This window comes from Sulfurisphaera tokodaii str. 7 (genome assembly GCF_000011205.1).
Taxonomy (GTDB): domain Archaea; phylum Thermoproteota; class Thermoprotei_A; order Sulfolobales; family Sulfolobaceae; genus Sulfurisphaera; species Sulfurisphaera tokodaii.
The window spans coordinates 1,235,131-1,257,741 of the sequence record NC_003106.2; the positions used below are offsets into that span (position 1 = coordinate 1,235,131).

At 31.9% G+C, this 22,611-nt stretch carries 25 protein-coding genes and 1 tRNA gene; 16 read left to right on the forward strand and 10 right to left on the reverse strand.

The annotated features are described in order from the left end of the window. Window positions 1-18: 18 nt before the first annotated feature. Window positions 19-291: an acylphosphatase gene (locus tag STK_RS06820; protein ID WP_010979253.1), complete on the reverse strand. Its 273-nt coding sequence runs from the start codon at window positions 289-291 to the stop codon at window positions 19-21. 96 nt (window positions 292-387) lie between these two features. On the opposite strand from STK_RS06820, the gene STK_RS06825 reads away from it, so the two are divergent. Next, the gene (locus STK_RS06825; RefSeq protein WP_010979254.1) at window positions 388-1,467 is read left to right on the forward strand and encodes an inositol-3-phosphate synthase; all 1,080 of its coding nucleotides are present in this window, start codon (window positions 388-390) and stop codon (window positions 1,465-1,467) included. Continuing rightward, window positions 1,424-1,708, forward strand: a complete 285-nt coding sequence (locus STK_RS06830; protein ID WP_052846513.1) for a hypothetical protein — start codon at window positions 1,424-1,426, stop codon at window positions 1,706-1,708. Before STK_RS06825 ends, STK_RS06830 begins: the two co-directional genes overlap by 44 nt. Here STK_RS06830 and ppsA read toward each other — a convergent pair. Further along, on the reverse strand, window positions 1,695-3,989 hold the full coding sequence (ppsA, locus tag STK_RS06835; RefSeq protein WP_010979255.1) for a pyruvate, water dikinase: 2,295 nt from the start codon (window positions 3,987-3,989) through the stop codon (window positions 1,695-1,697). The two genes, STK_RS06830 and ppsA, sit on opposite strands and share 14 nt — an antisense overlap. 137 nt (window positions 3,990-4,126) lie before the next feature. Next, complete coding sequence (gene cdvB1/B2 / locus STK_RS06840; protein ID WP_010979256.1) at window positions 4,127-4,786, reverse strand: cell division protein CdvB1/B2; 660 nt, start codon at window positions 4,784-4,786, stop codon at window positions 4,127-4,129. 69 nt (window positions 4,787-4,855) lie between these two features. Between cdvB1/B2 and STK_RS06845 the strand changes: the two genes are divergently transcribed. Then, window positions 4,856-5,137: a hypothetical protein gene (locus STK_RS06845; RefSeq protein ID WP_069168193.1), complete on the forward strand. Its 282-nt coding sequence runs from the start codon at window positions 4,856-4,858 to the stop codon at window positions 5,135-5,137. Here the strand turns inward: STK_RS06845 and STK_RS06850 are convergent. Next, entirely contained in the window at window positions 5,115-6,560 is a 1,446-nt protein-coding gene (locus STK_RS06850; protein ID WP_052846942.1) for a UbiD family decarboxylase, read from the reverse strand. The two genes, STK_RS06845 and STK_RS06850, sit on opposite strands and share 23 nt — an antisense overlap. Window positions 6,561-6,649: 89 nt before the next feature. Between STK_RS06850 and thrC the strand changes: the two genes are divergently transcribed. Genes thrC through STK_RS06875 form a run of 5 tightly spaced genes read left to right on the forward strand, consistent with a single transcriptional unit; the run spans window position 6,650 to window position 12,069 of the window. Then, a complete protein-coding gene (gene thrC / locus STK_RS06855) occupies window positions 6,650-7,837 on the forward strand; it encodes a threonine synthase (RefSeq protein WP_010979259.1) in 1,188 nt (395 codons plus the stop codon). Beyond that, entirely contained in the window at window positions 7,834-9,177 is a 1,344-nt protein-coding gene (locus STK_RS06860) for an aspartate kinase (protein WP_010979260.1), read from the forward strand. Before thrC ends, STK_RS06860 begins: the two co-directional genes overlap by 4 nt. After that, window positions 9,162-10,214, forward strand: a complete 1,053-nt coding sequence (gene asd, locus STK_RS06865) for an aspartate-semialdehyde dehydrogenase (RefSeq protein WP_010979261.1) — start codon at window positions 9,162-9,164, stop codon at window positions 10,212-10,214. Before STK_RS06860 ends, asd begins: the two co-directional genes overlap by 16 nt. After that, on the forward strand, window positions 10,215-10,877 hold the full coding sequence (locus STK_RS06870; protein WP_010979262.1) for a CehA/McbA family metallohydrolase: 663 nt from the start codon (window positions 10,215-10,217) through the stop codon (window positions 10,875-10,877). Then, window positions 10,840-12,069, forward strand: coding sequence for an Nre family DNA repair protein (locus STK_RS06875; RefSeq protein ID WP_052846515.1), 1,230 nt, complete (start codon window positions 10,840-10,842; stop codon window positions 12,067-12,069). Before STK_RS06870 ends, STK_RS06875 begins: the two co-directional genes overlap by 38 nt. Here the strand turns inward: STK_RS06875 and argF are convergent. Further along, on the reverse strand, window positions 12,058-12,978 hold the full coding sequence (gene argF / locus STK_RS06880) for an ornithine carbamoyltransferase (protein WP_010979264.1): 921 nt from the start codon (window positions 12,976-12,978) through the stop codon (window positions 12,058-12,060). The genes STK_RS06875 and argF overlap by 12 nt on opposite strands. A gap of 31 nt (window positions 12,979-13,009) precedes the next feature. On the opposite strand from argF, the gene STK_RS06885 reads away from it, so the two are divergent. The 5 genes from STK_RS06885 (at window position 13,010) to STK_RS06905 (ending at window position 16,795) form a co-directional block, all read left to right on the forward strand. Next, window positions 13,010-13,630 (forward strand): DUF4443 domain-containing protein, encoded by a 621-nt coding sequence (locus tag STK_RS06885; protein ID WP_010979265.1) that lies wholly within the window; start codon window positions 13,010-13,012, stop codon window positions 13,628-13,630. Next, window positions 13,623-14,723 (forward strand): ATP-NAD kinase family protein, encoded by a 1,101-nt coding sequence (locus STK_RS06890; protein WP_010979266.1) that lies wholly within the window; start codon window positions 13,623-13,625, stop codon window positions 14,721-14,723. Before STK_RS06885 ends, STK_RS06890 begins: the two co-directional genes overlap by 8 nt. Before the next feature lie 49 nt (window positions 14,724-14,772). Beyond that, window positions 14,773-15,489, forward strand: a complete 717-nt coding sequence (locus STK_RS06895) for a hypothetical protein (RefSeq protein ID WP_052846943.1) — start codon at window positions 14,773-14,775, stop codon at window positions 15,487-15,489. A gap of 159 nt (window positions 15,490-15,648) precedes the next feature. After that, the gene (locus STK_RS06900) at window positions 15,649-15,981 is read left to right on the forward strand and encodes a hypothetical protein (protein ID WP_052846516.1); all 333 of its coding nucleotides are present in this window, start codon (window positions 15,649-15,651) and stop codon (window positions 15,979-15,981) included. A 13-nt stretch (window positions 15,982-15,994) separates the two neighbouring features. Beyond that, window positions 15,995-16,795, forward strand: coding sequence for a hypothetical protein (locus STK_RS06905; protein ID WP_010979269.1), 801 nt, complete (start codon window positions 15,995-15,997; stop codon window positions 16,793-16,795). Here STK_RS06905 and STK_RS06910 read toward each other — a convergent pair. Then, the gene (locus STK_RS06910; protein ID WP_010979270.1) at window positions 16,728-17,441 is read right to left on the reverse strand and encodes a hypothetical protein; all 714 of its coding nucleotides are present in this window, start codon (window positions 17,439-17,441) and stop codon (window positions 16,728-16,730) included. The two genes, STK_RS06905 and STK_RS06910, sit on opposite strands and share 68 nt — an antisense overlap. Window positions 17,442-17,552: 111 nt before the next feature. Between STK_RS06910 and thsA the strand changes: the two genes are divergently transcribed. Beyond that, on the forward strand, window positions 17,553-19,232 hold the full coding sequence (gene thsA / locus STK_RS06915; protein WP_052846517.1) for a thermosome subunit alpha: 1,680 nt from the start codon (window positions 17,553-17,555) through the stop codon (window positions 19,230-19,232). A gap of 9 nt (window positions 19,233-19,241) precedes the next feature. Here thsA and STK_RS06920 read toward each other — a convergent pair whose 3' ends face one another. Next, a complete protein-coding gene (locus STK_RS06920; RefSeq protein ID WP_052846518.1) occupies window positions 19,242-19,586 on the reverse strand; it encodes a hypothetical protein in 345 nt (114 codons plus the stop codon). Between the two features lie 124 nt (window positions 19,587-19,710). Here STK_RS06920 and STK_RS06925 point away from each other — a divergent pair, with 124 nt between their 5' ends. Further along, on the forward strand, window positions 19,711-20,016 hold the full coding sequence (locus STK_RS06925) for a hypothetical protein (protein WP_010979274.1): 306 nt from the start codon (window positions 19,711-19,713) through the stop codon (window positions 20,014-20,016). Here STK_RS06925 and STK_RS06930 read toward each other — a convergent pair. Beyond that, the gene (locus STK_RS06930) at window positions 20,008-20,334 is read right to left on the reverse strand and encodes a hypothetical protein (protein WP_010979275.1); all 327 of its coding nucleotides are present in this window, start codon (window positions 20,332-20,334) and stop codon (window positions 20,008-20,010) included. The genes STK_RS06925 and STK_RS06930 overlap by 9 nt on opposite strands. Window positions 20,335-20,374: 40 nt before the next feature. After that, the gene (locus STK_RS06935) at window positions 20,375-20,572 is read right to left on the reverse strand and encodes a hypothetical protein (protein ID WP_010979276.1); all 198 of its coding nucleotides are present in this window, start codon (window positions 20,570-20,572) and stop codon (window positions 20,375-20,377) included. Window positions 20,573-20,626: 54 nt separating this feature from the next. On the opposite strand from STK_RS06935, the gene STK_RS06940 reads away from it, so the two are divergent. Further along, window positions 20,627-22,498, forward strand: a complete 1,872-nt coding sequence (locus tag STK_RS06940) for an arginine--tRNA ligase (RefSeq protein WP_010979277.1) — start codon at window positions 20,627-20,629, stop codon at window positions 22,496-22,498. A 5-nt stretch (window positions 22,499-22,503) separates the two neighbouring features. On the opposite strand, the gene STK_RS06945 is transcribed toward STK_RS06940, so the two are convergent. Then, window positions 22,504-22,591: transfer RNA gene (locus STK_RS06945), tRNA-Arg, on the reverse strand. Window positions 22,592-22,611 lie beyond the last annotated feature (20 nt).

Consider the following 22,611-nt stretch of genomic DNA (forward strand, 5'->3'; position numbering starts at 1 on the left):
CACTTATAAATCTTAATGTTAATAGGTATCAAAATTATTAAATTCTCCTTTATACTCATAAAATCTATATTCAATCTTTTCAACTCTAGATAATGGTGGTCCTCGTTTTATATATTCAAGTAATTTCTGTAAAGCTTCTTCATATCCTTCTGCTACTATTTCAACTGAACCATCTGGTAAATTTTTAGCATATCCTTTTATTCCAAGTCTAGCAGCGTGAATTTGAACATATCTTCTAAACCCTACACCTTGTACAATACCATAAACTTTAACATACATTCGTTTTAACATAATACCACCTCAGAGTCGCTCCACTTCTTCACCAATCTGCTAATTTTTTTCATCACATGGTATATTTTATTAACTACTTTTCTTGTTTAAAAACATATGATTAGAGTAGCTATTGCTGGTTTAGGGAATTGTGCTTCAATGTTAATTCAAGGAATAGAATATTATAAACAAAAAGGAGATAATTATTATGAAGGATTAATAACACCAGTAATTGGTGGATATAAAGTAACTGATATCGATATCGTAGCTGCTTTTGATGTTTCTAAAAATAAAGTTGGTAAAGATATCAGCGAAGCAATATTTGAAAAACCTAATATTACTCCTAAAATTGTCGAACTTGAGAAAAAAGGAGTTAAAGTAGCTCCAGGTCCCGTTCTTGATGGAGTTGCAAAACATATGCAAGATATATTTAATCCTACAAATGAAGGCACTTTAGATAGTGTAATTCAAGAACTAAAAGATTCAAAAGCTCAAATTTTACTTAATCTTTTACCTGTAGGAAGTGAAAAAGCTAGTAGAGAATACGCTAAGGCTGCTTTAGAAGCTAAAATAGGATTTATAAATGCAATTCCAGTTTTTATTGCAAGTGATCCTACTGGTGAATTTCCAAGATTATTTAAGGAGAAAAACTTACCTATTGCCGGAGATGATATAAAAGGCCAGGTAGGTGCTACGATTCTTCATAGAACTTTAACATCATTATTCAGATTAAGAGGAGTAAAAGTAGAAGAAACTTATCAGCTTAATGTTGGAGGAAATACAGATTTCTTAAACATGAAAACAGAGGAAAGATTACATTCAAAGAGAATAAGTAAAACAAAGGCAGTTACTAGTACATTAAACGATGAAAACTACCTTGAGAAAGAAGGAAAGATAAGAATAGGCCCCTCTGATTATGTACCTTTCTTAGGAAATACAAAAGTAGCTTATATTTACTTAAAAGGGTCAGGATTTGCCGGTATGCCAATAAAAATTGAAGCTTCCTTGGAAGTTGATGATAAATCAAATTGTGCCGCCGTATTAGTGGATGTGATTAGGGCTGTAAAATTAGCACTAGATCGAAGAATAGGAGGACCATTAATAGAAGTCTCTGCATTTTATTTCAAGCATCCACCTATACAGGCTAAAGATGATGAAGAGGCCTACAGATGGTTTAAAAAGTTTATTGAAATGTGAAATTTGCGAAGAAAGAATAGCTAAATATATATGTAAATTATGCGGAAGGAAAGTCTGTGAAAAAGATTACATAAAAGAAAAGAAAATTTGTACTGTCTGTGAGATGAGTTTATGTGAAATTTGCAAAAAGAATTTATCTATAGGAAAATGCGAAAAATGCGGAAGGATAATTTGTGAAGAATGTACTGCATATTTTGATGGGGCTAGAAGATATTGTAAAGAATGTTTTATTTCTTCCTAAGTTTTTCTAACATTATCTTTTGTTCTATTGAAGCCACTTGTCTTTTTACCTGAATTACGGCATCTGGGTTTACACTTATACTATCTATACCTTGCCTAACAAGAAATTCATTTATCTCTGGATACACACTAGGTGCTTGACCACATATAGAAACTGTCCTACCATATTTATGTGCAACCTTTATTAATCTTTTTATTGATTCTAGAACTGCAGGATCTCTTTCATCATAATATCCCATTCTTGCAAGAAGATCGGAATCTCTATCTACACCTAAAGTTAACTGGGCTAGGTCATTACTACCTATACTGAAGCCATCAACGAGTTGAGAGAATTTGTCAGCTAAAACTACTACTGAAGGAACTTCAGCCATGATCCATACTTTAAAATCTTGTCCTCTTCTTACTCCCTCTTCTTCCATTATTTTTATTGCTTTTTCTAATTCCCAGGTGGTTCTAACAAACGGGAACATGACCCATACATTCTTTAATCCCATTTCTTCTCTAACTTTACGTATTGCCCTAACCTCTAATCTAAAAGCTGGTTCATATTGTGGACTAACGTATCTAGATACTCCTCTCCATCCTATCATAGGATTTCTTTCTTCTGGTTCAAACTCCTCACCCCCAATTAACCTCTTATACTCGTTTGTCTTAAAATCAGAGAACCTAACAACAACTGGTCTAGGATAAATTGCAGACGCAACCATTGATATTCCTTCAGCTAATTTATCTACAAACAATTCAGGTTTACCAGTCTTAATTAAGTATAAGGGATGATATTTGATCCACTCACTTACTATAAACTCAATCCTCATTAACCCTATTCCATCAAATGGTAAATCAAGATATTTATGAATAATATCAGGCTGTCCTAGGTTCATGTATATTTTAGTTGCTGTAACAGGATAAAGACTTAATAGGACATCTCTGCTTATTCCTCCAACACTTACTGGTTGTGTAGCCTCTTTTTTCTCCTCAGTTTCAAATGTCAATTTACCCTCATATATTATTCCTCTAATAGCATCCACTGTGATTTCTTCACCGTCTTTAATAACTTTCGTAGCATTTCCTGTACCTACTACAGCTGGGATACCTAATTCTCTAGAAACTATTGCGGCATGACTAGTCATTCCTCCTTCATCAGTAACTATCGCAGATGCAATTTTCATTATTGGAACCCAATCTGGATCCGTCATTTTAGTTACTAATATATCACCTTTCTCAAAATCTTTAGCCTCTTTTACATCAAGGATAACTCTAGCTTTTCCATAAGCTATACCAGGGCTTGCAGGCAAACCTTTAGTAAGTACTTTTCCTACACTAACTTTAACCTCTTCTTTCTTTCTCTCTATTTGTTTACTAGTCCAATAAGTTTCTGGTCTAGCTTGAACTATGAATACATTATCTGGGAATTTCATATCTGCATCTATAGCCCACTCTATATCCATAGGCCTTCCATAATGTTCTTCTATCTTTAATGCTAATCTAGCTAATTCAATTGCTTCTTCATCTGATATAGACATTTGATCAGCTTCCTCATTGCTTAAGTTAATTATTATATTTTGTCTTTTCTCTCTATCATAAACTATTTTCAAAATTTTGTGTGAAACTTTTTTCTCAACTATTTTTAAAGAGGATTTTTCAATAACTACTTCATCTGGTGTAACTTTACCGCTGACTACAGCTTCTCCTAATCCCCAACTAGATTCTATCATAATATAGTTCCTATCCCCTGTGACTGGATGAAGTGTAAACATAACCCCTGCAGATCTCGAATTAACCATCTTTTGAACTACTACTGCCATTTCAACAGTTATCTGATCTATTCCTTTAAATCTTCTATAACTTATTGCTCTTGCAGTATACAAACTAGCCCACACTTTTTTAACTGCATCTAATAATTCTCCTTTACTAACATTTAGATAAGTTTCTTGCTGACCTGCGAAACTTGCTGACTCGATATCTTCTGCAGTTGCTGAGGATCTTACAGCTACTAAAATTTCTTTGCCCACAAGTTTCGATAAGTTTTCATATGCAGATAATATTTGATTAGCTAAATCTGGAGGAATTTGACTTGAAAGAATTAATTCCCTAATTTTACTACTAATAATTTCATCATCTTTTTCTTTTTCAAAAATTTCCTTTATTTTCTCATCCAATTTATTATATGAAATGAAATATTTATACGCATGAGAAGTTATGACAAAACCCGGAGGTACTCTTATTCCCATTGATATTAATTCTCCTAAATTAGCTCCTTTCCCTCCAGCAATATTAATCATATCTTTTCTTATATTTTTAAGATCAGTAACGAGACTCCCTTCGATAAGGGAAGAATCCAAATTTGTCTCCCAATAAAAATAACCGGCTTATACATTAAAAAATGTTTTTGACTCTTCAAAAAAGCTATTACAATTGTTTATTTTTGATTTTCATTAGATTTTTGAGCTACTGAAGTAACAAATGATGGTAAAGATGGGAACTTCTCCTTCATTCTCTGTTCCGCTACTGCAGAGGCTTCTTCTAATATCTTCTTTGCCTCTGGAGTCGTCATAGTATAATCAATTCCGGCACCAGTGAATTCACCAGCTTCAATCACTACTTCTTGTAGTCCTTCTTCTAGTTCAGCCAATTCTACAGAAAGCTCTGGCATTATACCTTTCATTGCTTGCCTTAATTCTCTTACAACACCTAAAACTGGAATTAGTGATGTAAATACGTCACCTAACTCACTTATAGTCTCGAGTCTTAATTCAACTTGTTCAAGAGCTATTTGAGTAGTTAACAACTGTTTTGTTACTTTCCTTATCTCAGCTATCTCGTTAGCATACATTGCGGCTCTTGCTGTGTCTTTATTCATTTGAGCTTCTACTACTTTTTCAAATAGTGCTCTATCTCTTTCTTGTAATTTAGATATGTAAACATCAAGTCTACTTATTGTAGTCTTTAACCTATAATGAGCCATAACAAGCCTATATCTCAAAGGTTGTTGTGGCTTAAACAAATTCTTTACTTTTTCAGCAATTGTTGGTTCTTGCTTTCCATTCCAGTTCTTTATGAAATCATTTACACCAGCCATTTTACTCAAATATAGCGTTGTTCAATTATGTCTTATAAGCAAGAAAACCATATAATACTCATGAGGATTATGCGAATTTTTGACGCTAATATTGAAAACGGTAAACTAGTATTAATAAATAAAAGTAATAAAAAGGTATTACTCAGACTTGTCACACTCCATTATCAAGTAACTGCAATAACATTAGAAGAACAGAGAATTGCAAAAACAATTAGTGAGGATAAAAATATTGAAAAAGAAATTCCTCCCAACGGAAAAATAGAAGTTGAAACTCAATTACCATATCTTAAATCTATTAGTATTGTATATAAAATTGATGATAAGACTTTCAGGGACGATATTGAGTTTTGATTTTTTCCCACAAAGGCATTATTCTTTTTACCACATTTTCATCACTTGACACTTCTTCTGGCCATTCTTTTCCTAGTTCTTCTTTAAACTTTCTTGTGGCGTCAATACCTATTTTGCTTCCCAGCGGTGGAGAAGGAGTTGTATGATCCAAAGAATCAGTGATAATATTATCGATAATTACTACATCCCTACTAGGATTCACGGTAGTAGTAATAGCATATAAAACTTCATTTAGATCATGAACATTTACATCTGCATCAACAATAATAACCATTTTCAATAGGCTAAGTTGACCAAGTCCCCATATACTCATCATTGTCTTTTTAGCTTGACCAGGATAATGTTTCTTAATAGAGAATATACCAATACCAGTAAATAGACCAAATTCTGGGAGATTCATGTCAACAATTTCTGGTATTAATATTCTAATGAAAGGGAGAAAAAGTCTTTCTACAGCTTTACCTATCCATGCGTCTTCTAATGGAGGTTTTCCTACAGAAGTAGCATGAAATATAGGATTGTCTCTTGAATAAGTTCTTTCTAATTTAAATACTGGATAATAATCTTGTGGAGTATAGTAACCTAAATGATCTCCAAATGGACCTTCTAATCTTAAATCATTTAGATCTACATAACCTTCAAAAACAGTCTCAGCAGTTGAGGGCACAAGAATACCATTATCTAACTCATGAACCTCTACACCTTCATTTCTTAAAATTCCAGCAAAAAGATATTTATCTAATCCAGGTGGTACTGGAGAGGCAGAAACAAATGCCAGAATAGGATCAACACCATTTACTATTACTGCGGGGATTTTGGTAATTCCTTTTTCTTTATATTTAAACGCTGTTAACGATCCCCTTTTTAGTGCTTGCCAATGAACTATGGCCTCTCTTTCATTTAAAAGTTGAATTCTATATACACTCAAATTATGAACTCCAGTGTCAGGATCCTTGGTTATTAATATAGAAAATGTTAGATACCTCCCAGCATCCTTTGGCCATGTCTTAAGAGCAGGAATTTTATTAAAATTTAAGTTATTATCTTCTTTAAAAGCTGGTTTTTTTGATTTAGGCAAAATTTTTCCTAGTTTTAAAATATCAAAAAGATTTCTTATTTTATTAGAAAATGATACAGGTAAAGAACCTGACATTTTATCTAGAAAAGATTCTGTAATTTCTTCTAATTTATTAGTATTAAATAAATCATAAAAAGCCTCAATCGAATAATATATATTAGTTATTACACTCCAATTTGGATAACCTTTAATATTTTTAAAAAGTAATGGAGGAAGTTTACTATAAGTTGCTCTTCTAGAAATTTCTGCAATTTCAAGTATAGGGTCCACTTCATCCTCGATTTCAATAATTTTTTTCTTTGAACGTAAATAGTTTATATACTCACGCAAATCTGAGAATGCCAAATTAATCACTAGATTAGTATTCATAAGATAAAGCTTATAATTTAGTATACAAAAGAGCTTTACGTTAGTGGTGAGCTATAGTTGGAAACATGCAAGGCTATCTAAAATGCTTAGACTGTGGATCAGAATATCCTATCCAACAAGATATTATAACTTGTCCTAAATGTGGAGGATTATTAGAGATAATTGTTGAACCTAAGAAAGACTTCTCATTCAGTAAACTAAAAGGGAAAGGAGTTTGGAGATATAGAGAATTAATAGCTGGAGAATACAAACATATAGTTAGTTTAAATGAAGGAAATACCCCACTAATTGCTTCTTCTACTAATAAAAATCTATATTTTAAGTTTGAAGGAGCCAACCCTACTGGAAGTTTTAAAGATAGAGGAATGACAGTAGCTATAAGTTCCGCTAAATCATTAAACTATAAAGTTGTAGTAGCTGCATCTACTGGAAATACTGCAGCTTCAGCCGCTGCATATGCAAGTAGAGCTGGTTTAAGAAGTTACATTGTATTACCTAAAGGAAAAGTTGCTTTAGGAAAATTGGCTCAATCTATACTTTATGGGACTACTATACTTGAAGTTGATGGCAGTTTTGATGTTGCTATGAATAGTGTAATGAAATTATATAGAGAACTAAAAATAGTTTATCCGCTTAACTCTTTTAATCCATGGAGACTTGAAGGACAAAAAACTATTGCTTTTGAAATAGTTGAGGATATTGGAGTACCTGATAATGTGATAGTACCCGTAGGTAATGCCGGAAACATTTATGCTATATGGAAGGGATTTGTAGAGTTAATGAATATTGGGGTTACCGATAAAGTACCTAGAATGATTGGGATACAAGCTGAAGGAGCAGCGCCAATAGCTAAGGCTCTAGAAAAAGGATTAGATAAACCGGAATTTATAGATTCACCTGAAACTGTAGCCTCTGCTATAAGAATAGGTAAACCAGTGAACTGGAAAAAAGCAATTAAGGCTATAAAATCATCTAATGGATTTGCAACTTATGTTTCTGACTCTGAGATCTTAGAGGCGCAAAAAGAATTAGCTAGGAGAGAGGGAATAGGTGCAGAACCTGCATCAGCTGCTTCCTATGCTGGTTATTTAAAGCTTGTAAATTCTGGCAAAATTGATAAAAGCGAAAAAACTGTTTTAATTTTAACTGGGCATGCGCTAAAGGACCCAGATGCGATGATAAAAGCTGAATCACGAAGAATTTTAGTTAACCCAGAACATATAAATGAAATAATCTTGAGTGATCTAAAATGAAAGTAATTAAAATAGGTGGATCTATTCAAAAAGATGAAAAAGACTATGAATTAATATTAGATAAATTAAAGAAAGAAATTGATTATAATGATAAAAACATTATTGTAACCTCAGCAATTAAGAACATTACAAATCAGCTGTTAGATATTATAAAAAATACAGATAAAGCGATGGATATTGTTACTGATATTTATGATAGACATGTAAGATTACTTTCTAAGTTAACCAATGGAATAGAGTTTGAGCGTTCTTTTGGAGAAATTTCAAAACTTGCTGATGAGCTTTTTAAAATCGCATGGTCAGTTAGAGTATTAGATGAGGTTACTCCTAGGGTAAAAGATTATATATTATCCTTTGGAGAAAGATTTGCAGTAATTTTACTATCCGCATTTTTAAGATCTAACAATATACAGTCTAGCTATATATTAGATCCTCCCCTTATAACTGATGAAAATTTTGGAGAAGCTAATGTATTACTTCAACAATCTAAAGAAAATTTAACTAAAAAAATCGATGGTATTAATGGAAATGTTATCGTAATCCCAGGATTTATTGGCAAAAGTACACAAAATAAATTTACTACAATAGGACGTGGAGGAAGTGACTATACTGCAACAATAGTAGGAAAAATACTAGGAGCAAAAGAGGTCAAGTTAATAACTGAAGTCCCTGGAATAATGACTGCTGATCCTAAGAAAATACCACAAGCTAAAACTATTCCAAGATTAGCTCTTGAGGAAGCTATTGAACTTTCTCAACTTGGAGCTAAAAAATTACATCCAAGAACATTCGACCCTATATTTAATACAAATCTAAAAGTAGTAATCGAAGGACTTTATGAGGAAGGCAGTACTGTAATAGAAGGAAACTGTACAAAAGATGACATTTTAAAAGGAATCGCCACAAGAAATAACCTAGAACTTATAACAATAGAAAGTACTAATATAGTAGGAAAAATTGGTTCTGCCGCTACAATAATGTCAGAAGCTAGAAATGCTAATGTAAACCTTATCGCAATTTCTCAACCAGTCTCAGAAACAGTCATTCAATTAGTAATTGAGTCTCAAGATAAAGATAGATTAATAGAAAGACTAAATAATTTAAATAATTTAATAGAAGATATACAATCAAGAAAAGTAAGTGCAATTAGTATAGTTGGTTGCGGATTAAGAAACAAGGAAATTTCGGCTAAAGTCATTAATAAGGCTTCATCACTAGACCCTATTTTCATATCTAGAGGTCTGAAAGGCGTTAGCTTAACATTTATAGTTGATGAAAAAGATGAAAATAGTTTAGCCAAAGAACTTCATGAGGTGATCCTGGAGTGGCAGACAAAATAAAAGTTTCACTTCTAGGCTCTACTGGGATGGTAGGACAAAAAATGGTAAAAATGTTAGCAAAGCATCCCTATTTAGAGTTAGTAAAAGTTAGTGCTTCCCCTTCGAAAATTGGTAAAAAATATAAAGATGCAGTAAAGTGGATAGAGCAAGGAGACATACCAGAAGAAGTACAAGATTTACCAATAGTTTCAACAAATTATGAAGATCATAAAGACGTTGATGTAGTATTGTCAGCTTTACCAAATGAATTAGCAGAATCAATAGAACTTGAACTTGTGAAAAACGGAAAGATAGTTGTGTCTAATGCTAGTCCATTTAGAATGGACCCAGATGTACCATTAATTAACCCAGAAATTAATTGGGAACACCTAGAATTACTTAAATTTCAAAAGGAAAGAAAAGGTTGGAAAGGTATTCTAGTAAAAAATCCTAATTGTACAGCTGCTATAATGTCAATGCCAATAAAACCCTTAATTGAAATAGCAACAAAATCTAAAATAATAATTACTACACTACAAGCAGTAAGTGGAGCTGGATATAATGGAATATCATTTATGGCAATAGAGGGTAATATAATCCCATACATTAAAGGAGAAGAAGACAAAATAGCAAAAGAACTAACTAAATTAAACGGAAAACTTGAAAATAATCAAATAATTCCAGCAAACTTAGACTCAACTGTTACATCAATTAGAGTACCTACAAGAGTAGGACATATGGGAGTTATTAATATTGTTACAAATGAGAGAATCAACATAGAGGAAATAAAGAAAACACTAAAGAATTTTAAATCTTTACCTCAACAGAAAAATTTACCTACTGCACCAAAACAACCAATAATAGTAAGAGATGAAGAAGATAGACCACAGCCGATTATTGATGTAAATGCAGAAAGTGGCATGGCAGTAACTGTGGGCAGAATAAGACATGAAAATAACGTGCTTAGGTTAGTCGTTTTAGGAGATAATTTAGTTAGAGGAGCTGCTGGAATAACAATACTTACTGTAGAAGTTATGAAAGAATTAGGGTACATTTAGATGTTAAAGATAGATTTTCATGTTCATACCTATTATAGTGATGGAAAAGAGTCACCAAAAGAAATGTTAAATTATGCATTAAAAGTTGGACTTAACGGAATAGCTATAACTGATCACGACACATCCAAAGCTCATATAACATTCAAAAATAAATTTGTAATTCCAGGGCAAGAAGTTACTACAGAATTTGGACATGTAGTCATATTATGTAATTTTCCTCCTTCTCCTCCTAGGAAAATTAGTGAATTAATAGATTATGCAAAAGAGAATAGTTGTATTGTTTTTCCTTCACACCCATTTGACATATTTCGTAAAGGAATAGGACATAAGGTGTTCAACTATAATTTTCATGCTATAGAAATATTTAATTCTAAAGCACCTAAGTCAGCTAATAAAAAAGCTGAAGAAGTTGCCAAACAATTAGGATTACCAGGATTAGCAAACAGTGACTCTCATATAGAATATGCTCTAGGATCTGCATATAATGTAGTTAATTTAAGTGAATTTGATATAGACGAAATTTTAGATAATATTAGGAAAAATAGAATAGAAGCTGTGGGAATAGGATTAACCGTAAAGGCTAAGTTTGAGATAGCTAAATGGTATATACAGAGGAAACTGCGAATTGAGAAAGATACCAGCAGAATTATGCGTGAAGTGTAAAGGTTACAAATATTTATGTGGGTTACCCTCTTGTCCAATCCTAGATAGGTTTAGAAATATAGCAGTAACTGTTTCAAAAATTAAAAGCAGTGATAAAATTCAAGGAGCCACACCACCTAGTATTGTAGTTGGAGAACGAAATTATCCTAAAGTATCATTAGTATATAATGTTCCACCATCAGTAATTGGAGAAGAAGCTAAAGATTATGAAAATCCTGAAATTTGGTGGGGGAAGAAAAGCCTAAGTGATATACTATCTTTAAGAACCTCTATGATTTCTTCTCTGTTATCTGGGATTAATGTAAATAATCCAGAAGTACTGTATGAAAAGGAAGTTTCGATCACTGCAGTTGCTGAAAAACCCGTATTATCTGAAGTTTATAGTGAGAATAAAGAAATTATTCCTAAGTTAAAATTCGACGGAATTCTATTACCTAGAGGACCTTCTCTAAAAGCAAAGGATATAAAAATAGATGAGAATCCTAAAGTACCCAAACCAATTGAAAAACTAATAACAGACGATGTAAAAGCACAACAAGCAATTCTTGAGTTATACAATAACAAACAAAGTGTATACACTATAATTAATGCTCTTTCATTAGGTCTATTAGGGAAAAGAAAAAACAGAAAAATAGTACCTACAAGATGGGCAATAACAGCTGTAGATACTACTTTAGGCAATTTTATGCTTAAAGAAATAAAAGGCTTAGATACTATTAGTGAGATCTTTGTTTATTATAATTCGTACCTAGGAAATTATTTCCATATAATTTTATTTCCATCAAAATATAGATCTATATGGATAGAAATTTGGCATCCATTATCATTATGGGCTAATGAACTAGTAGTAAGTGATTTATCTGAAGACTATTGGGGAGAATATGACTTTCTTGATGGGGGTTATATGGCTGCACGAATGTCAACAATCGAGAAACTTTATGAAATGAGAAAACAAGCTGGAATCATAATTATAAGAGAGATCACAAGTGAATATTATGCACCAGTTGGAAACTGGCACATAAGAGAAACTGTAAAAAGAGCATTTAACAACTCTCCAGTGAAATTTGACAAACTGGAAGATGCAATTAAATACGTTAATACGAGACTAAGAGCTAAAATTAATTTATTTGAAATAAAAAGTATAAAAAGTCTAATTACACAAAGAACTATTGATGAGTTCTTAAAGAAGTAATGAAAGAACACTCATTGCCGTATAAAGCCTGTTTTCAGCTTGATCCCACACCGCACTCTTAGGCCCATCTATAACTTCATTTTCTACCTCTTCTCCTCTAACTGCTGGCAGACAGTGCATAAATATCGCATCTTTACTCGCATATCTCATTAAATCAACACTTACTCTATAATTTCTCAATAGCTCTTTCTTTTTTTCAGCTATACTTTCTTGACCCATACTAACCCAAACATCAGTATATACAACCTTTGAACCTCTCACAGCTTCATAAGGATCCTCATAAAATTCAATTATCGCACCGCTTTTTTCAGCTTCTTCTTCTATCCTTTTCATAATGTCATCTCTGGGCTTAAATTCTTTGGGAGAAGCTATCTTAATTTCTAAACCCATTTTAGCTACAAAAGCCATTAAGCTCACTAGCACATTATCTCCCCCATCTCCTACAAAAGTGAGTGAAGTATATTCTCCAAACTTTTCTTTTATTGTCATAAAATCTGCTAATGCTTGTAAAGGGTGAGAAAGGTCACTTAAAAGATTTATAGTAGGTTTGTTAGAGTATTTAGCTAACAACTCTAGTGTTTCGTGTTTTAAAACTCTTGCTGCTATTCCATCTACAAACCTCCCTAAAACTCTTGCTGTATCCTCTACTGGTTCTCCTCTACTTAACTGAATGTCTGATTTGTTTAATACAATAGGATTGCCACCTAATAACCTAATTGCTGTCTCAAAACTTACTCTTGTCCTAGTACTGGGTTTCTCAAATAACATTGCTACGGTTTTTCCATCTAATGATCTTGGGACTGATCTCAACATATGGAAATTCTTCATTTGGAAAGAAACTTCCATCATTTTTTCAATTTCCTGTTTAGAAAAATCCAGTAGGCATAACAAGCTTTTTCCTTTTAACATATTTTAAATTTTAGACCACTAATTTAAAAATGTGGAAGAACTATTAACATTAACTAAAGTTACTTTACCAAAGAAAGGAAATAAACCAAACTTTGATGAGGCTCATGTGTTATTAGCCCTAAGCATAATAGAAAAAGAACAGCCTATAGGTAGACATTTATTGATGAAAAAGTTAGGACTGACAGAGGCTTCAACAAGGACTATGATAAAGCGATTAAAAGAACTAGGATTAATTACCATAGATAAAGTGGCCGGAATATTAATAACAGATTTAGGAAAGAAAATCTTGAGCAATATTAGAAGTAAAGTTACAATATCAAATGAGATTGAACTTACTAGTATCAATTGGAAAAGTGAATTAATTAAAATAAAAAATGGGAGAATTATACTAGAAAAAATGGGACTATTAAATTTAAGAGACTTAATCATTAAACAAGGTGCTACTAGAACTTTAATAGCAGTTATCAATGAAGAGGGAAGAATAGAATTACCACCTAAAACCTTTGATGAAAGTGAAGAAATAAAAAAGTTAAAGGAAGAATTGCAAAGTAAAGTTAATAAGTTGGAAATAAATGATCTTATTATCGTATTTGAACCAGTTAATCAACACTTAGCTTATAAAATCGCTCTTGCAATTTTAACTAGTGCTTAAAAAAATAGGATTTTTAGTTAACCCAATAGCTGGAAGTGGTGGAAGAATAGGACATAAAGGCAGTGACGATTTATATATTGAAAACCTTGAAACCCCACTAAAAATAAAGAGGTTTCTTTCATTAGCACCTAAAAAAGGAGTCGAATATATAGTAGCAGAAAATAAAATGGGTGAAATTTATTTTAATAATGATTTTAAATTTACTGTTATAGAAACATTAAATAAAGAAAAAACAACCAGAGAAGATACAATATATGTAACTAATCGATTTCTTGAGCTAAAATGCGATATAATAGTTTTTGCTGGGGGTGATGGTACGGCCAGAGATATCTATTCCGTTGTAGATCAAAAGATACCGATTTTAGGAATCCCTAGTGGTGTAAAAATGCACAGCGGTGTATTTGCCAATACTCCCGAAGCTGCGGCAATAATTTTAACTAAATACGTAAATGGTGAAGCAACGCTAACAGACGCTGAAATATTAGATGTAGATGAAGAAGAATACAGAAAAGGTAGATATGAGGTAAAATTATATGGAATAGCTAAAACAGTAACGTTTGGAAATTATCTAACTCCTAGCAAGGAAGAAATAATAAGCAATGAAGAAGAGTTAGAGGCTATTGCAGAATATGTTATTAATAATCTAATTAGAGACAACGAATATTATATATTTGGAAGCGGAAGTACTGTAAAATATATCCTTAAAAAATTAGGATATAAAACTAATTTTTTAGCTATTGATGTTACATATGGAAAAAAACTCGTAAAAACTTCTGTTAATTATTATGATTTATTGAATTTGACTGGGGAGTTAAATTTAATCTTAACACCAATAGGTAAACAAGGATTTTTGATAGGAAGGGGAAATCAAGAGATTGGACCAGAAGTGCTTCAAAAAATTAGGAGAGATAAGATAATAATAGTATCTACGAGGTCAAAGTTAAACACAATAGAATGTTTGAGAATAGATACCGGAAATCCGTTATTAGATAGGAAATTTCAAGGTATTTATAAAGTTATAGTAGGATATGAAGAATTTGTCGCGATTAAAACTTGTGATAATACCAGTGTAGTAGATAATGATATTACCTAAGACATTACTAACCAACCATGTTATATTCTTGTTCTTCATATATAATCTGATGAAAAGAGAGGATGCTGACATAAATATTGAGCTTAACGAAAAACAGCTTAAAACTGGTCCTCGTTCTAAATTGATGGAGGCTGTTCTCATACTTCTATTAGCCAGACCATTAAGAACTTCTGAAATAGCGGTAAACCTAGGCTTAGAAACAAAATATGTAAGTAGTTATCTTAGTTACTGGAGAAAAAAAGGCTTAGTATACCAAGAAGCAGGTAGATGGCATCTCTCATCGCAAGGTGAGGATTTAGCTAAAGAAATTATTGAGGAAAGAAATAACTCTAAGTTTATAGAATATTTAGCGTTTGCAAAGCAAATACTAAATGAAAATGTTAAGCAGACAATGAACAACAAAAAAGAGACAAAAGAAAACAAAGAAGAAAAAGAATTTTTGTCGTTTATTGACGACTTAACAAGTACCAGAAACAAAAAACAACAAAAAGGTAATTTAACGGATTGTATATCAGATATACTAGAAAAAATAGATGAAGAGGAGAAGGAATTGTTAATCTTTCTATTAAATAAATATAAGCAGTGGGGTTCTACTTATGTATATCTCGATCAAATTCAAGAAGAATTTAATGCGGATACAGGATGGCTATTTAAAGTTTTAAGAAAATTACAGACTAAAAGAATTTTATATTTATATCATGATCCTAAACTTGGATTAAGAATAGGTTTTACACAACAACTTAAGGATAGGATAAATAACTGTTAAAATATCTACTACTACTTTTAATTCATTTTCACGTTTCATGTATGTCTTTCATTATTTGCATTATACAAACTCCATATAAATATACATGAAAAGCATTTTAAGAGAAGTAGTAGTAGTAATATATATTAGTATTTTGTATTAAGTTTAAACTAGGTGTTAATGTTGTCTGAATCTACTAAATCATCTAGGATATCAGAGGACGAGATGAATAAAGTTTTAGCTAAAGCTGAAAAAGAGGCTGAGAAAAAAGATCATAAAAAACAATGGATTGAGAGAATGATTAAAAGTGCTAAGACCTATTATAAATTATGCCCTTATTATGATAAGAAATCCTCTAAATGCTTTTTGACTTTAGGAGACAAATGTACAAGAGAAGGAAGATATGAGAATTGTCCAATTTTTATCGGTTACTTAGACCAAAAGTATAATGAAATAATTCAAAAGAAAAAGATGCTTCCGATGGACTTTTTAGATTTAGCACAGATGATTTAATGGGATCACACAAGTGCCAAGAAGGAAGAAATCTGAGGAGCCCCAGCAGCAAGAACAAGAGAAAAAAACTAAGAAAAAGTCTACTAAGGATAAGTATATTGATCCAAATGCAATAATAGATGAATATTTAGAGGAAGTTGTTAATGCTTTAGGTTTAGCTTATTTAAATCTTGATAAGGATGAATATAAGGAGCTTATAAAAGAACCATTTGCTGCAGCTGTGGGAGAAGTTAAGACTAAACCTAAAGCTAGAACAATTATAAACAGATTACAAGCAAATAAAGACTCTTTGATGGAATTTTTGGCCTTAAAATTACTTAGAATAAAAAATCTTGATAAAATGACGAATGAGCAATTAGAGTTCGTTGTCTATAATATAAAGAACACTGTAAAGGAGCTTGGTCCACAGTTATATGAAGAATTATCTAAAAGAAATAGACAAGATCTCATAGATTTTCTACGTACGACTTGGAATTTATATGGTATAAACTCACCCGTTGAGTGTCCTAGATGTAAGTTTAATGCTATTATGCCTGACTTATCATGTTATATTTGTAAGTATGTTATTTCAATGAAACAATTAAAGGAGAAAATTCATGTAATCGATTTACTAATAGATTATAGTAAAAGTGACCCTGAGGGGTTTAAAGAAATTATCACAGCGGGGTATTTCTATTATAGTTGGAATGGCATTTCACCCCCCAGTAAAATGCCTAAGAATGAGTTGTTAGTTTTTGAAATTATTCTTAATAGAGAGGAGAAAGAGAAGTTAAAAGCTTATTACAGCGCTGGCAATATTCCCCAGAATCAATAAATGCATTGCACTTCTTACAAGTTTTCTTTTTAAATAACTGTATAGAAGTATGAAAAGTATGGAATAACTCAAAGTTTTCTTTTAAGTATGAGAGAGTCCACCTATAAATTTTGTCAAACATTGCATCCTTCCATTTAAGCTTTAACTCTGCGAATCCTTTCAACTCTAAGACTGAAGTTGAGTATAATGGAACAAAGAATATGTTATTATTAAACACTACAAGGGATTTTGCAAATGATAAATAATTAGAATCATTTGAAGAAATCGTATAAATTAAGTATGTTAGGAGAAAATCTGAAGTGAATGGTAGTATTTTTATCTTATGTGAAAGTTTCTCTCCTTCTATAATCATTTTCCATATAATATCGTTAATGTAATTACTATCTGCATTTATAAGAATTTCTTCTACTTGTAATTTACATTTGTAACATGCTTTACTTATTATAAAATTCAATATCGTAGATAAAGGCCTAAATTGCTCGTCTAAAATAATTGCTACTTTATCATTAAACGAAAATTGTTTTGAGTCATAAATTTCTCTTTTTACTCTTTTTATAATTTCATCTCGCGCACAATGTTCACAAAGTTTTCTTCCACCAATTACTGTTATTGCTTGCCTTTTGTTGCATCGTTGACAAATTTCCATTTATAATTCTTAAGTTATTATTCTCCTCCTCTTAAATTGATCACATGAAAATATAACAGAAAAATTTATATATAAGCGATTCTAATGCAAAACCAGATACGGTGTTTGAATATGGCAAACGCCCCAGTCTTATTACTAAAAGAAGGCACTCAAAGATCTTCAGGAAGGGATGCTTTAAAGAATAACATTTTAGCAGCAGTTACTTTAGCTGAAATGTTAAAAAGTAGTTTAGGACCAAGAGGATTAGATAAAATGCTTATTGATAGCTTCGGAGATGTCACTATAACCAATGACGGTGCTACTATAGTAAAGGAAATGGAAATTCAGCATCCAGCAGCAAAGCTTTTAGTCGAGGCAGCAAAAGCTCAAGACGCCGAAGTAGGTGATGGTACAACTTCAGCAGTTGTTCTTGCAGGGCTGTTATTAGATAAGGCGGATGATTTATTAGACCAAAACATTCATCCAACAATAATTATTGAAGGGTATAAGAAAGCTCTAAATAAATCCTTAGAAATTATTGATCAACTAGCTACTAAAATTGATGTATCTAACTTAAATTCACTTGCTACGAGAGATCAGTTAAAGAAGATAGTATATACAACAATGTCTAGTAAATTCATAGCTGGCGGAGAAGAGATGGATAAAATTATGAATATGGTAATTGATGCTGTCTCAATAGTTGCTGAACCCTTACCAGAAGGAGGATATAATGTACCATTGGATCTAATAAAGATTGATAAGAAAAAAGGAGGAAGCATCGAAGATAGTATGTTAGTTCATGGCCTAGTTTTAGATAAAGAAGTAGTTCATCCTGGAATGCCAAGAAGAGTTGAAAAAGCAAAAATTGCTGTATTAGATGCTGCATTAGAAGTAGAAAAACCAGAAATTTCAGCTAAAATCAGTATAACTAGCCCAGAACAGATTAAAGCTTTCCTTGATGAGGAAGCAAAGTATCTAAAAGATATGGTTGATAAATTAGCTTCAATTGGCGCTAATGTTGTAATCTGCCAGAAAGGTATTGATGATGTTGCACAACACTTCTTAGCAAAGAAAGGAATCTTAGCAGTTAGAAGAGTAAAGAGAAGTGATATTGAGAAGTTAGAGAAAGCACTTGGTGCTAGAATCATAAGTAGTATCAAGGATGCTACCCCAGAAGATTTAGGTTATGCTGAACTAGTAGAAGAAAGAAGAGTTGGTAATGACAAAATGGTATTCATTGAAGGTGCAAAGAATCCAAAGGCTGTAAACATATTATTAAGGGGTTCAAATGACATGGCATTAGATGAGGCTGAAAGAAGTATTAATGATGCATTACACTCATTAAGGAATGTATTAATGAAGCCAATGATTGTTGCTGGTGGTGGTGCTGTAGAGACTGAGTTAGCATTAAGATTGAGAGAATACGCAAGATCTGTGGGTGGCAAAGAACAATTAGCAATTGAAAAGTTTGCTGAGGCATTAGAAGAAATACCAATGATATTAGCTGAAACTGCTGGTATGGAGCCAATTCAGACATTAATGGATCTAAGAGCAAAGCATGCTAAAGGATTAATTAATGCTGGAGTTGATGTTATGAACGGAAAAATTGCTGATGATATGTTAGCTCTTAATGTATTAGAGCCAGTAAGAGTTAAAGCTCAAGTATTAAAGAGTGCTGTAGAAGCTGCTACCGCAATATTGAAGATTGATGATCTAATAGCAGCTGCTCCATTAAAGAGTGGAGAGAAGAAAGGAGAGAAGAAAGAAGGAGGAGAAGAAGAGAAATCATCAACTCCTTCTTCACTAGAATAAACTAATTTTTTATTTATACATCATTAGTTGATTTGTTTCTTCTGAATTATATCCTTCAAGCTCATCAAGAATTTTTTTAACTGCATCTTTGATTTTTTGGCTTGAATAATTATCATAAACTGTATTAAGTAATTTTTTAGTTAGATCTATTCCAATTATAAAAATTAAATTTGTAAAATCTGGACTTAATAAAAAATCTGCTAATTTTTCTGGGTCTCCCCCATATGATGAAAAACCATACTTTGATTCTGCTTTTGCTAATAATTTTTGAGCCTCATCTAAGCGTTTCATGTCTAAACTGACGGGCGTTAATACTTTACTCACAATATGTCTTAGAAAGTCAGGTTCGCCCAATTAATTCGCCTAAGATATAATTAATATAGTAGGCATATAAAAGCTGTAATTTTAAGTTTCACATTTCATCAACACTTATAAGTATTAAAAATTCTAAATATGATTAGGTATTGAGGGTTTAGTAATGGCTTCGGCAAAGAAGAAGAAAAGAACAAGTGAAAAAGAAGAGGAGACTTCTAATAAGATTGAGAGTAAACTCCGTGTGTTATATTCCGATAAAGAAGTAGTTGTTATGACTGCTCCTAACGAAGAAGAGTTAAAACAAATATTATTAGATTTGCTGAGTGAGAAGCCCATGAATTTAAAGGAGCTTCATTCTTATCTCTCTGGAATAGCTAGTGAAGATAAGATAAGGAAAGCATTATCAGACTTAGCAGAAAAAAATATGGTAACAATGCTAGAAGATGGAAGATATGCAAAGTTAGGCTAAGTTTTTAAATGGACAATTTCTCCATTGTGTTGAACATAAACTAGCTTGTGATTCGGTTAATATTCTTCTTAGTACTTTACAATATGCAACTAATCCTTTTTCAGTTTTTATTATTTGAAAATAACTACATTCGCTATCCATTACTTTCTCTAAAATATTTATTTTAGGATAGAAATTTACTTCCTCTTCAGCATTTTCATCAGATGTAAATATTTCTAACCCTTCTCTTTTTTCTTCAGCTACAAAGAATCTACAACTTTTATAATCTTTTAAACATCTATTAGGGCTTGTTACTGTGTCAGAAGGATTTTCTAACATCGGGGAAGTACAGAAGCCTCCTTTATAAAAGGGACATACACTATGTTTCTGCAATTTCTCTCACTATTATGTGAACACCTAATAAATCGTCATCTCCCGTTTCTGTTGGTAATGTAATTTTATTTATAATAATTTCATCAACTCCATTTATCTTCTCTATAATTTCGGATACTCTATTTTCATCTACCTTTCTTTCTCCTCTTAAATCTTCTACTATTAATACCTCGGCTCTTTTCATGTTTTATGACTTAAGAGAGGAAAAAGATATAAAGATAGTGGCTTATGCTCTGTTGTGAATCCTATAAAAGAAGTGAAGCTCGAATTTGCTAAAATTTTATCGGAAAGGCTAAGCATTGATCAAAACAAAATATATGAGAATTTTGAGTACCCTCCAAAAGAACAAATGGGGGACGTTTCACTGCCATTACCAACAGTTACTAAGAATAAAGAATTGCTTAATATCTCTGATTTTCCCTCTGGTGGAAAACTTATAAGAGAGATTAAAAAAGCTGGTATATACATTAATGGTGTCATAAACGAATCTGAGCTCTTTAAACTTATTTTTACTAATTTTCCCGAGGATTATGGTATTGAAAAAATACAAAAACCCCAAAGGGTAGTGGTAGAGCATACCAGTGCCAATCCTATTCATCCCTTACATGTGGGTCATTTGAGAAATGCAATATTAGGTGATGTAATAGCTAGAATGCTAAAAGCTAGAGGGCATGAAGTTAATACAAGGTTTTATGTTAATGATGCTGGGAGGCAAGTTGCAATCCTTACTTTAGGTTATCTTTTATTAGGGGAACCAAACCCACCTAGAGATGAGAAAATAGATCAATGGATAGGTGTTATTTATGCTATAACTAACATTCTAATTGAGATAAATCAATTAAAGAAAGAACTTTCTAGTTCTAATGAAGAGGAATATAGACAAAAAATATCTAAATTAGACGAATTAATTTCACTTGCAGGCAAACATAGAGAAAAATATCCAGAAATATTTGATAAACTTGCTGATGAGATAAGTAAGATAGAAAATATAGAAGAAAAAATACAAAACATAATAAAAAATTATGAGAGACATAGTGATGAGAAAATTGTGAATGTAATTAGAAAATTAGTAAACTGGACATTAGAAGGTTTTAAAGACAGTTTAAAGATATTAGATATTCATTTTGATAATTTTGATTATGAAAGTGATTTATTATGGAGTAAGAGAGTAGATGAGATTGTAAAATTAGCTCTTTCTTCAAAAAATATAAAGGAGCATAAAGGTACTATAGCCCTCTCACTTGATTTAGATCCAGAGGCAAGGAAAAGACTTAATATTCCATTAGGGTTAGAACTTCCTCCCCTTGTTTTAGTTAGATCTGATGGAACAACTCTTTATACTACTAGAGATATAGCTTATTCTTTATATAAATTTGAAGTTTTCTATGCAAATAAAGTAATAAATGTTATAGCTGAACAGCAATCAGTTCCACAAATGCAATTAAGAGCATCATTATATCTTTTAGGTTTCAAAGATATAGCAGAGAATCTTATACACTATTCTTATGGTATGGTGAATTTACAAGGAATGAGAATGAGTGGCAGACTAGGTAGGTATATTTCTTTAGATGAAATAATAAATGAGGTAAAAGAAGTTGCTGAAAATAAAATAAAAGAAAAAGGAGGAGACTTAAATAATTTGCTAGATATTGTTAACTCAGCTATTAGATATGCTATTCTGTCAGTATCAGCAAATAAGCCTGTTTCTTTTAACATAAAGAATATAGTTGATTTTGATCAAAATAGTGGACCTTATTTACAATATACCTATGCTAGAGCATATAATATATTGGCTAAAAATGAAGAAAAATTAGATATTAATAAAGTAGATTTTAGTGATATAGTAGATGATAAGAGGCGTCTTTTAATATCAATCGCAAAATTCCCAGAAGTAGCTACTAAAGCTGTTGATGAATTAAGACCAGAAGATTTGTTAGGATTTATGAGGAGTATAGCAGATATATTTAACAGATGGTATAACTTTGAAAGAGTTTTACAAGAACCAAACGAAGGAAAAAGAATGCTAAGACTATTTATAGTTAAAGGTGTCGAAAGAATTCTATATAACGGTCTTAGTATTGTTGGAATAAAACCGTTAAAGAGGATGTAAAATAGCGGACCCGCCGGGACTTGAACCCGGGACCGCCGGCTCCCTACTTTAAAACCGCAGGCCGGCGCTCTATCCTGGCTGAGCTACGGGTCCATGTATATTCTATTTTACAT

What these genes read in the sequence shown, in the direction of transcription:
- STK_RS06935 (WP_010979276.1), bottom strand. Translation starts at nt 20,572, where the DNA reads ATGAAAAGAGCCGAGGTATTAATAGTAGAAGATTTAAGAGGAGAAAGA.
- STK_RS06925 (WP_010979274.1), top strand. Translation starts at nt 19,711, where the DNA reads ATGGCTTCGGCAAAGAAGAAGAAAAGAACAAGTGAAAAAGAAGAGGAG.
- STK_RS06825 (WP_010979254.1), top strand. Translation starts at nt 388, where the DNA reads ATGATTAGAGTAGCTATTGCTGGTTTAGGGAATTGTGCTTCAATGTTA.
- thrC (WP_010979259.1), top strand. Translation starts at nt 6,650, where the DNA reads ATGCAAGGCTATCTAAAATGCTTAGACTGTGGATCAGAATATCCTATC.
- cdvB1/B2 (WP_010979256.1), bottom strand. Translation starts at nt 4,786, where the DNA reads ATGGCTGGTGTAAATGATTTCATAAAGAACTGGAATGGAAAGCAAGAA.
- STK_RS06930 (WP_010979275.1), bottom strand. Translation starts at nt 20,334, where the DNA reads ATGTTAGAAAATCCTTCTGACACAGTAACAAGCCCTAATAGATGTTTA.
- argF (WP_010979264.1), bottom strand. Translation starts at nt 12,978, where the DNA reads ATGTTAAAAGGAAAAAGCTTGTTATGCCTACTGGATTTTTCTAAACAG.
- STK_RS06845 (WP_069168193.1), top strand. Translation starts at nt 4,856, where the DNA reads ATGCGAATTTTTGACGCTAATATTGAAAACGGTAAACTAGTATTAATA.
- STK_RS06900 (WP_052846516.1), top strand. Translation starts at nt 15,649, where the DNA reads ATGTTGTCTGAATCTACTAAATCATCTAGGATATCAGAGGACGAGATG.
- STK_RS06870 (WP_010979262.1), top strand. Translation starts at nt 10,215, where the DNA reads ATGTTAAAGATAGATTTTCATGTTCATACCTATTATAGTGATGGAAAA.
- STK_RS06830 (WP_052846513.1), top strand. Translation starts at nt 1,424, where the DNA reads ATGAAGAGGCCTACAGATGGTTTAAAAAGTTTATTGAAATGTGAAATT.
- STK_RS06910 (WP_010979270.1), bottom strand. Translation starts at nt 17,441, where the DNA reads ATGGAAATTTGTCAACGATGCAACAAAAGGCAAGCAATAACAGTAATT.
- thsA (WP_052846517.1), top strand. Translation starts at nt 17,553, where the DNA reads ATGGCAAACGCCCCAGTCTTATTACTAAAAGAAGGCACTCAAAGATCT.
- STK_RS06860 (WP_010979260.1), top strand. Translation starts at nt 7,834, where the DNA reads ATGAAAGTAATTAAAATAGGTGGATCTATTCAAAAAGATGAAAAAGAC.
- ppsA (WP_010979255.1), bottom strand. Translation starts at nt 3,989, where the DNA reads ATGATTAATATTGCTGGAGGGAAAGGAGCTAATTTAGGAGAATTAATA.
- STK_RS06895 (WP_052846943.1), top strand. Translation starts at nt 14,773, where the DNA reads ATGAAAAGAGAGGATGCTGACATAAATATTGAGCTTAACGAAAAACAG.
- STK_RS06820 (WP_010979253.1), bottom strand. Translation starts at nt 291, where the DNA reads ATGTTAAAACGAATGTATGTTAAAGTTTATGGTATTGTACAAGGTGTA.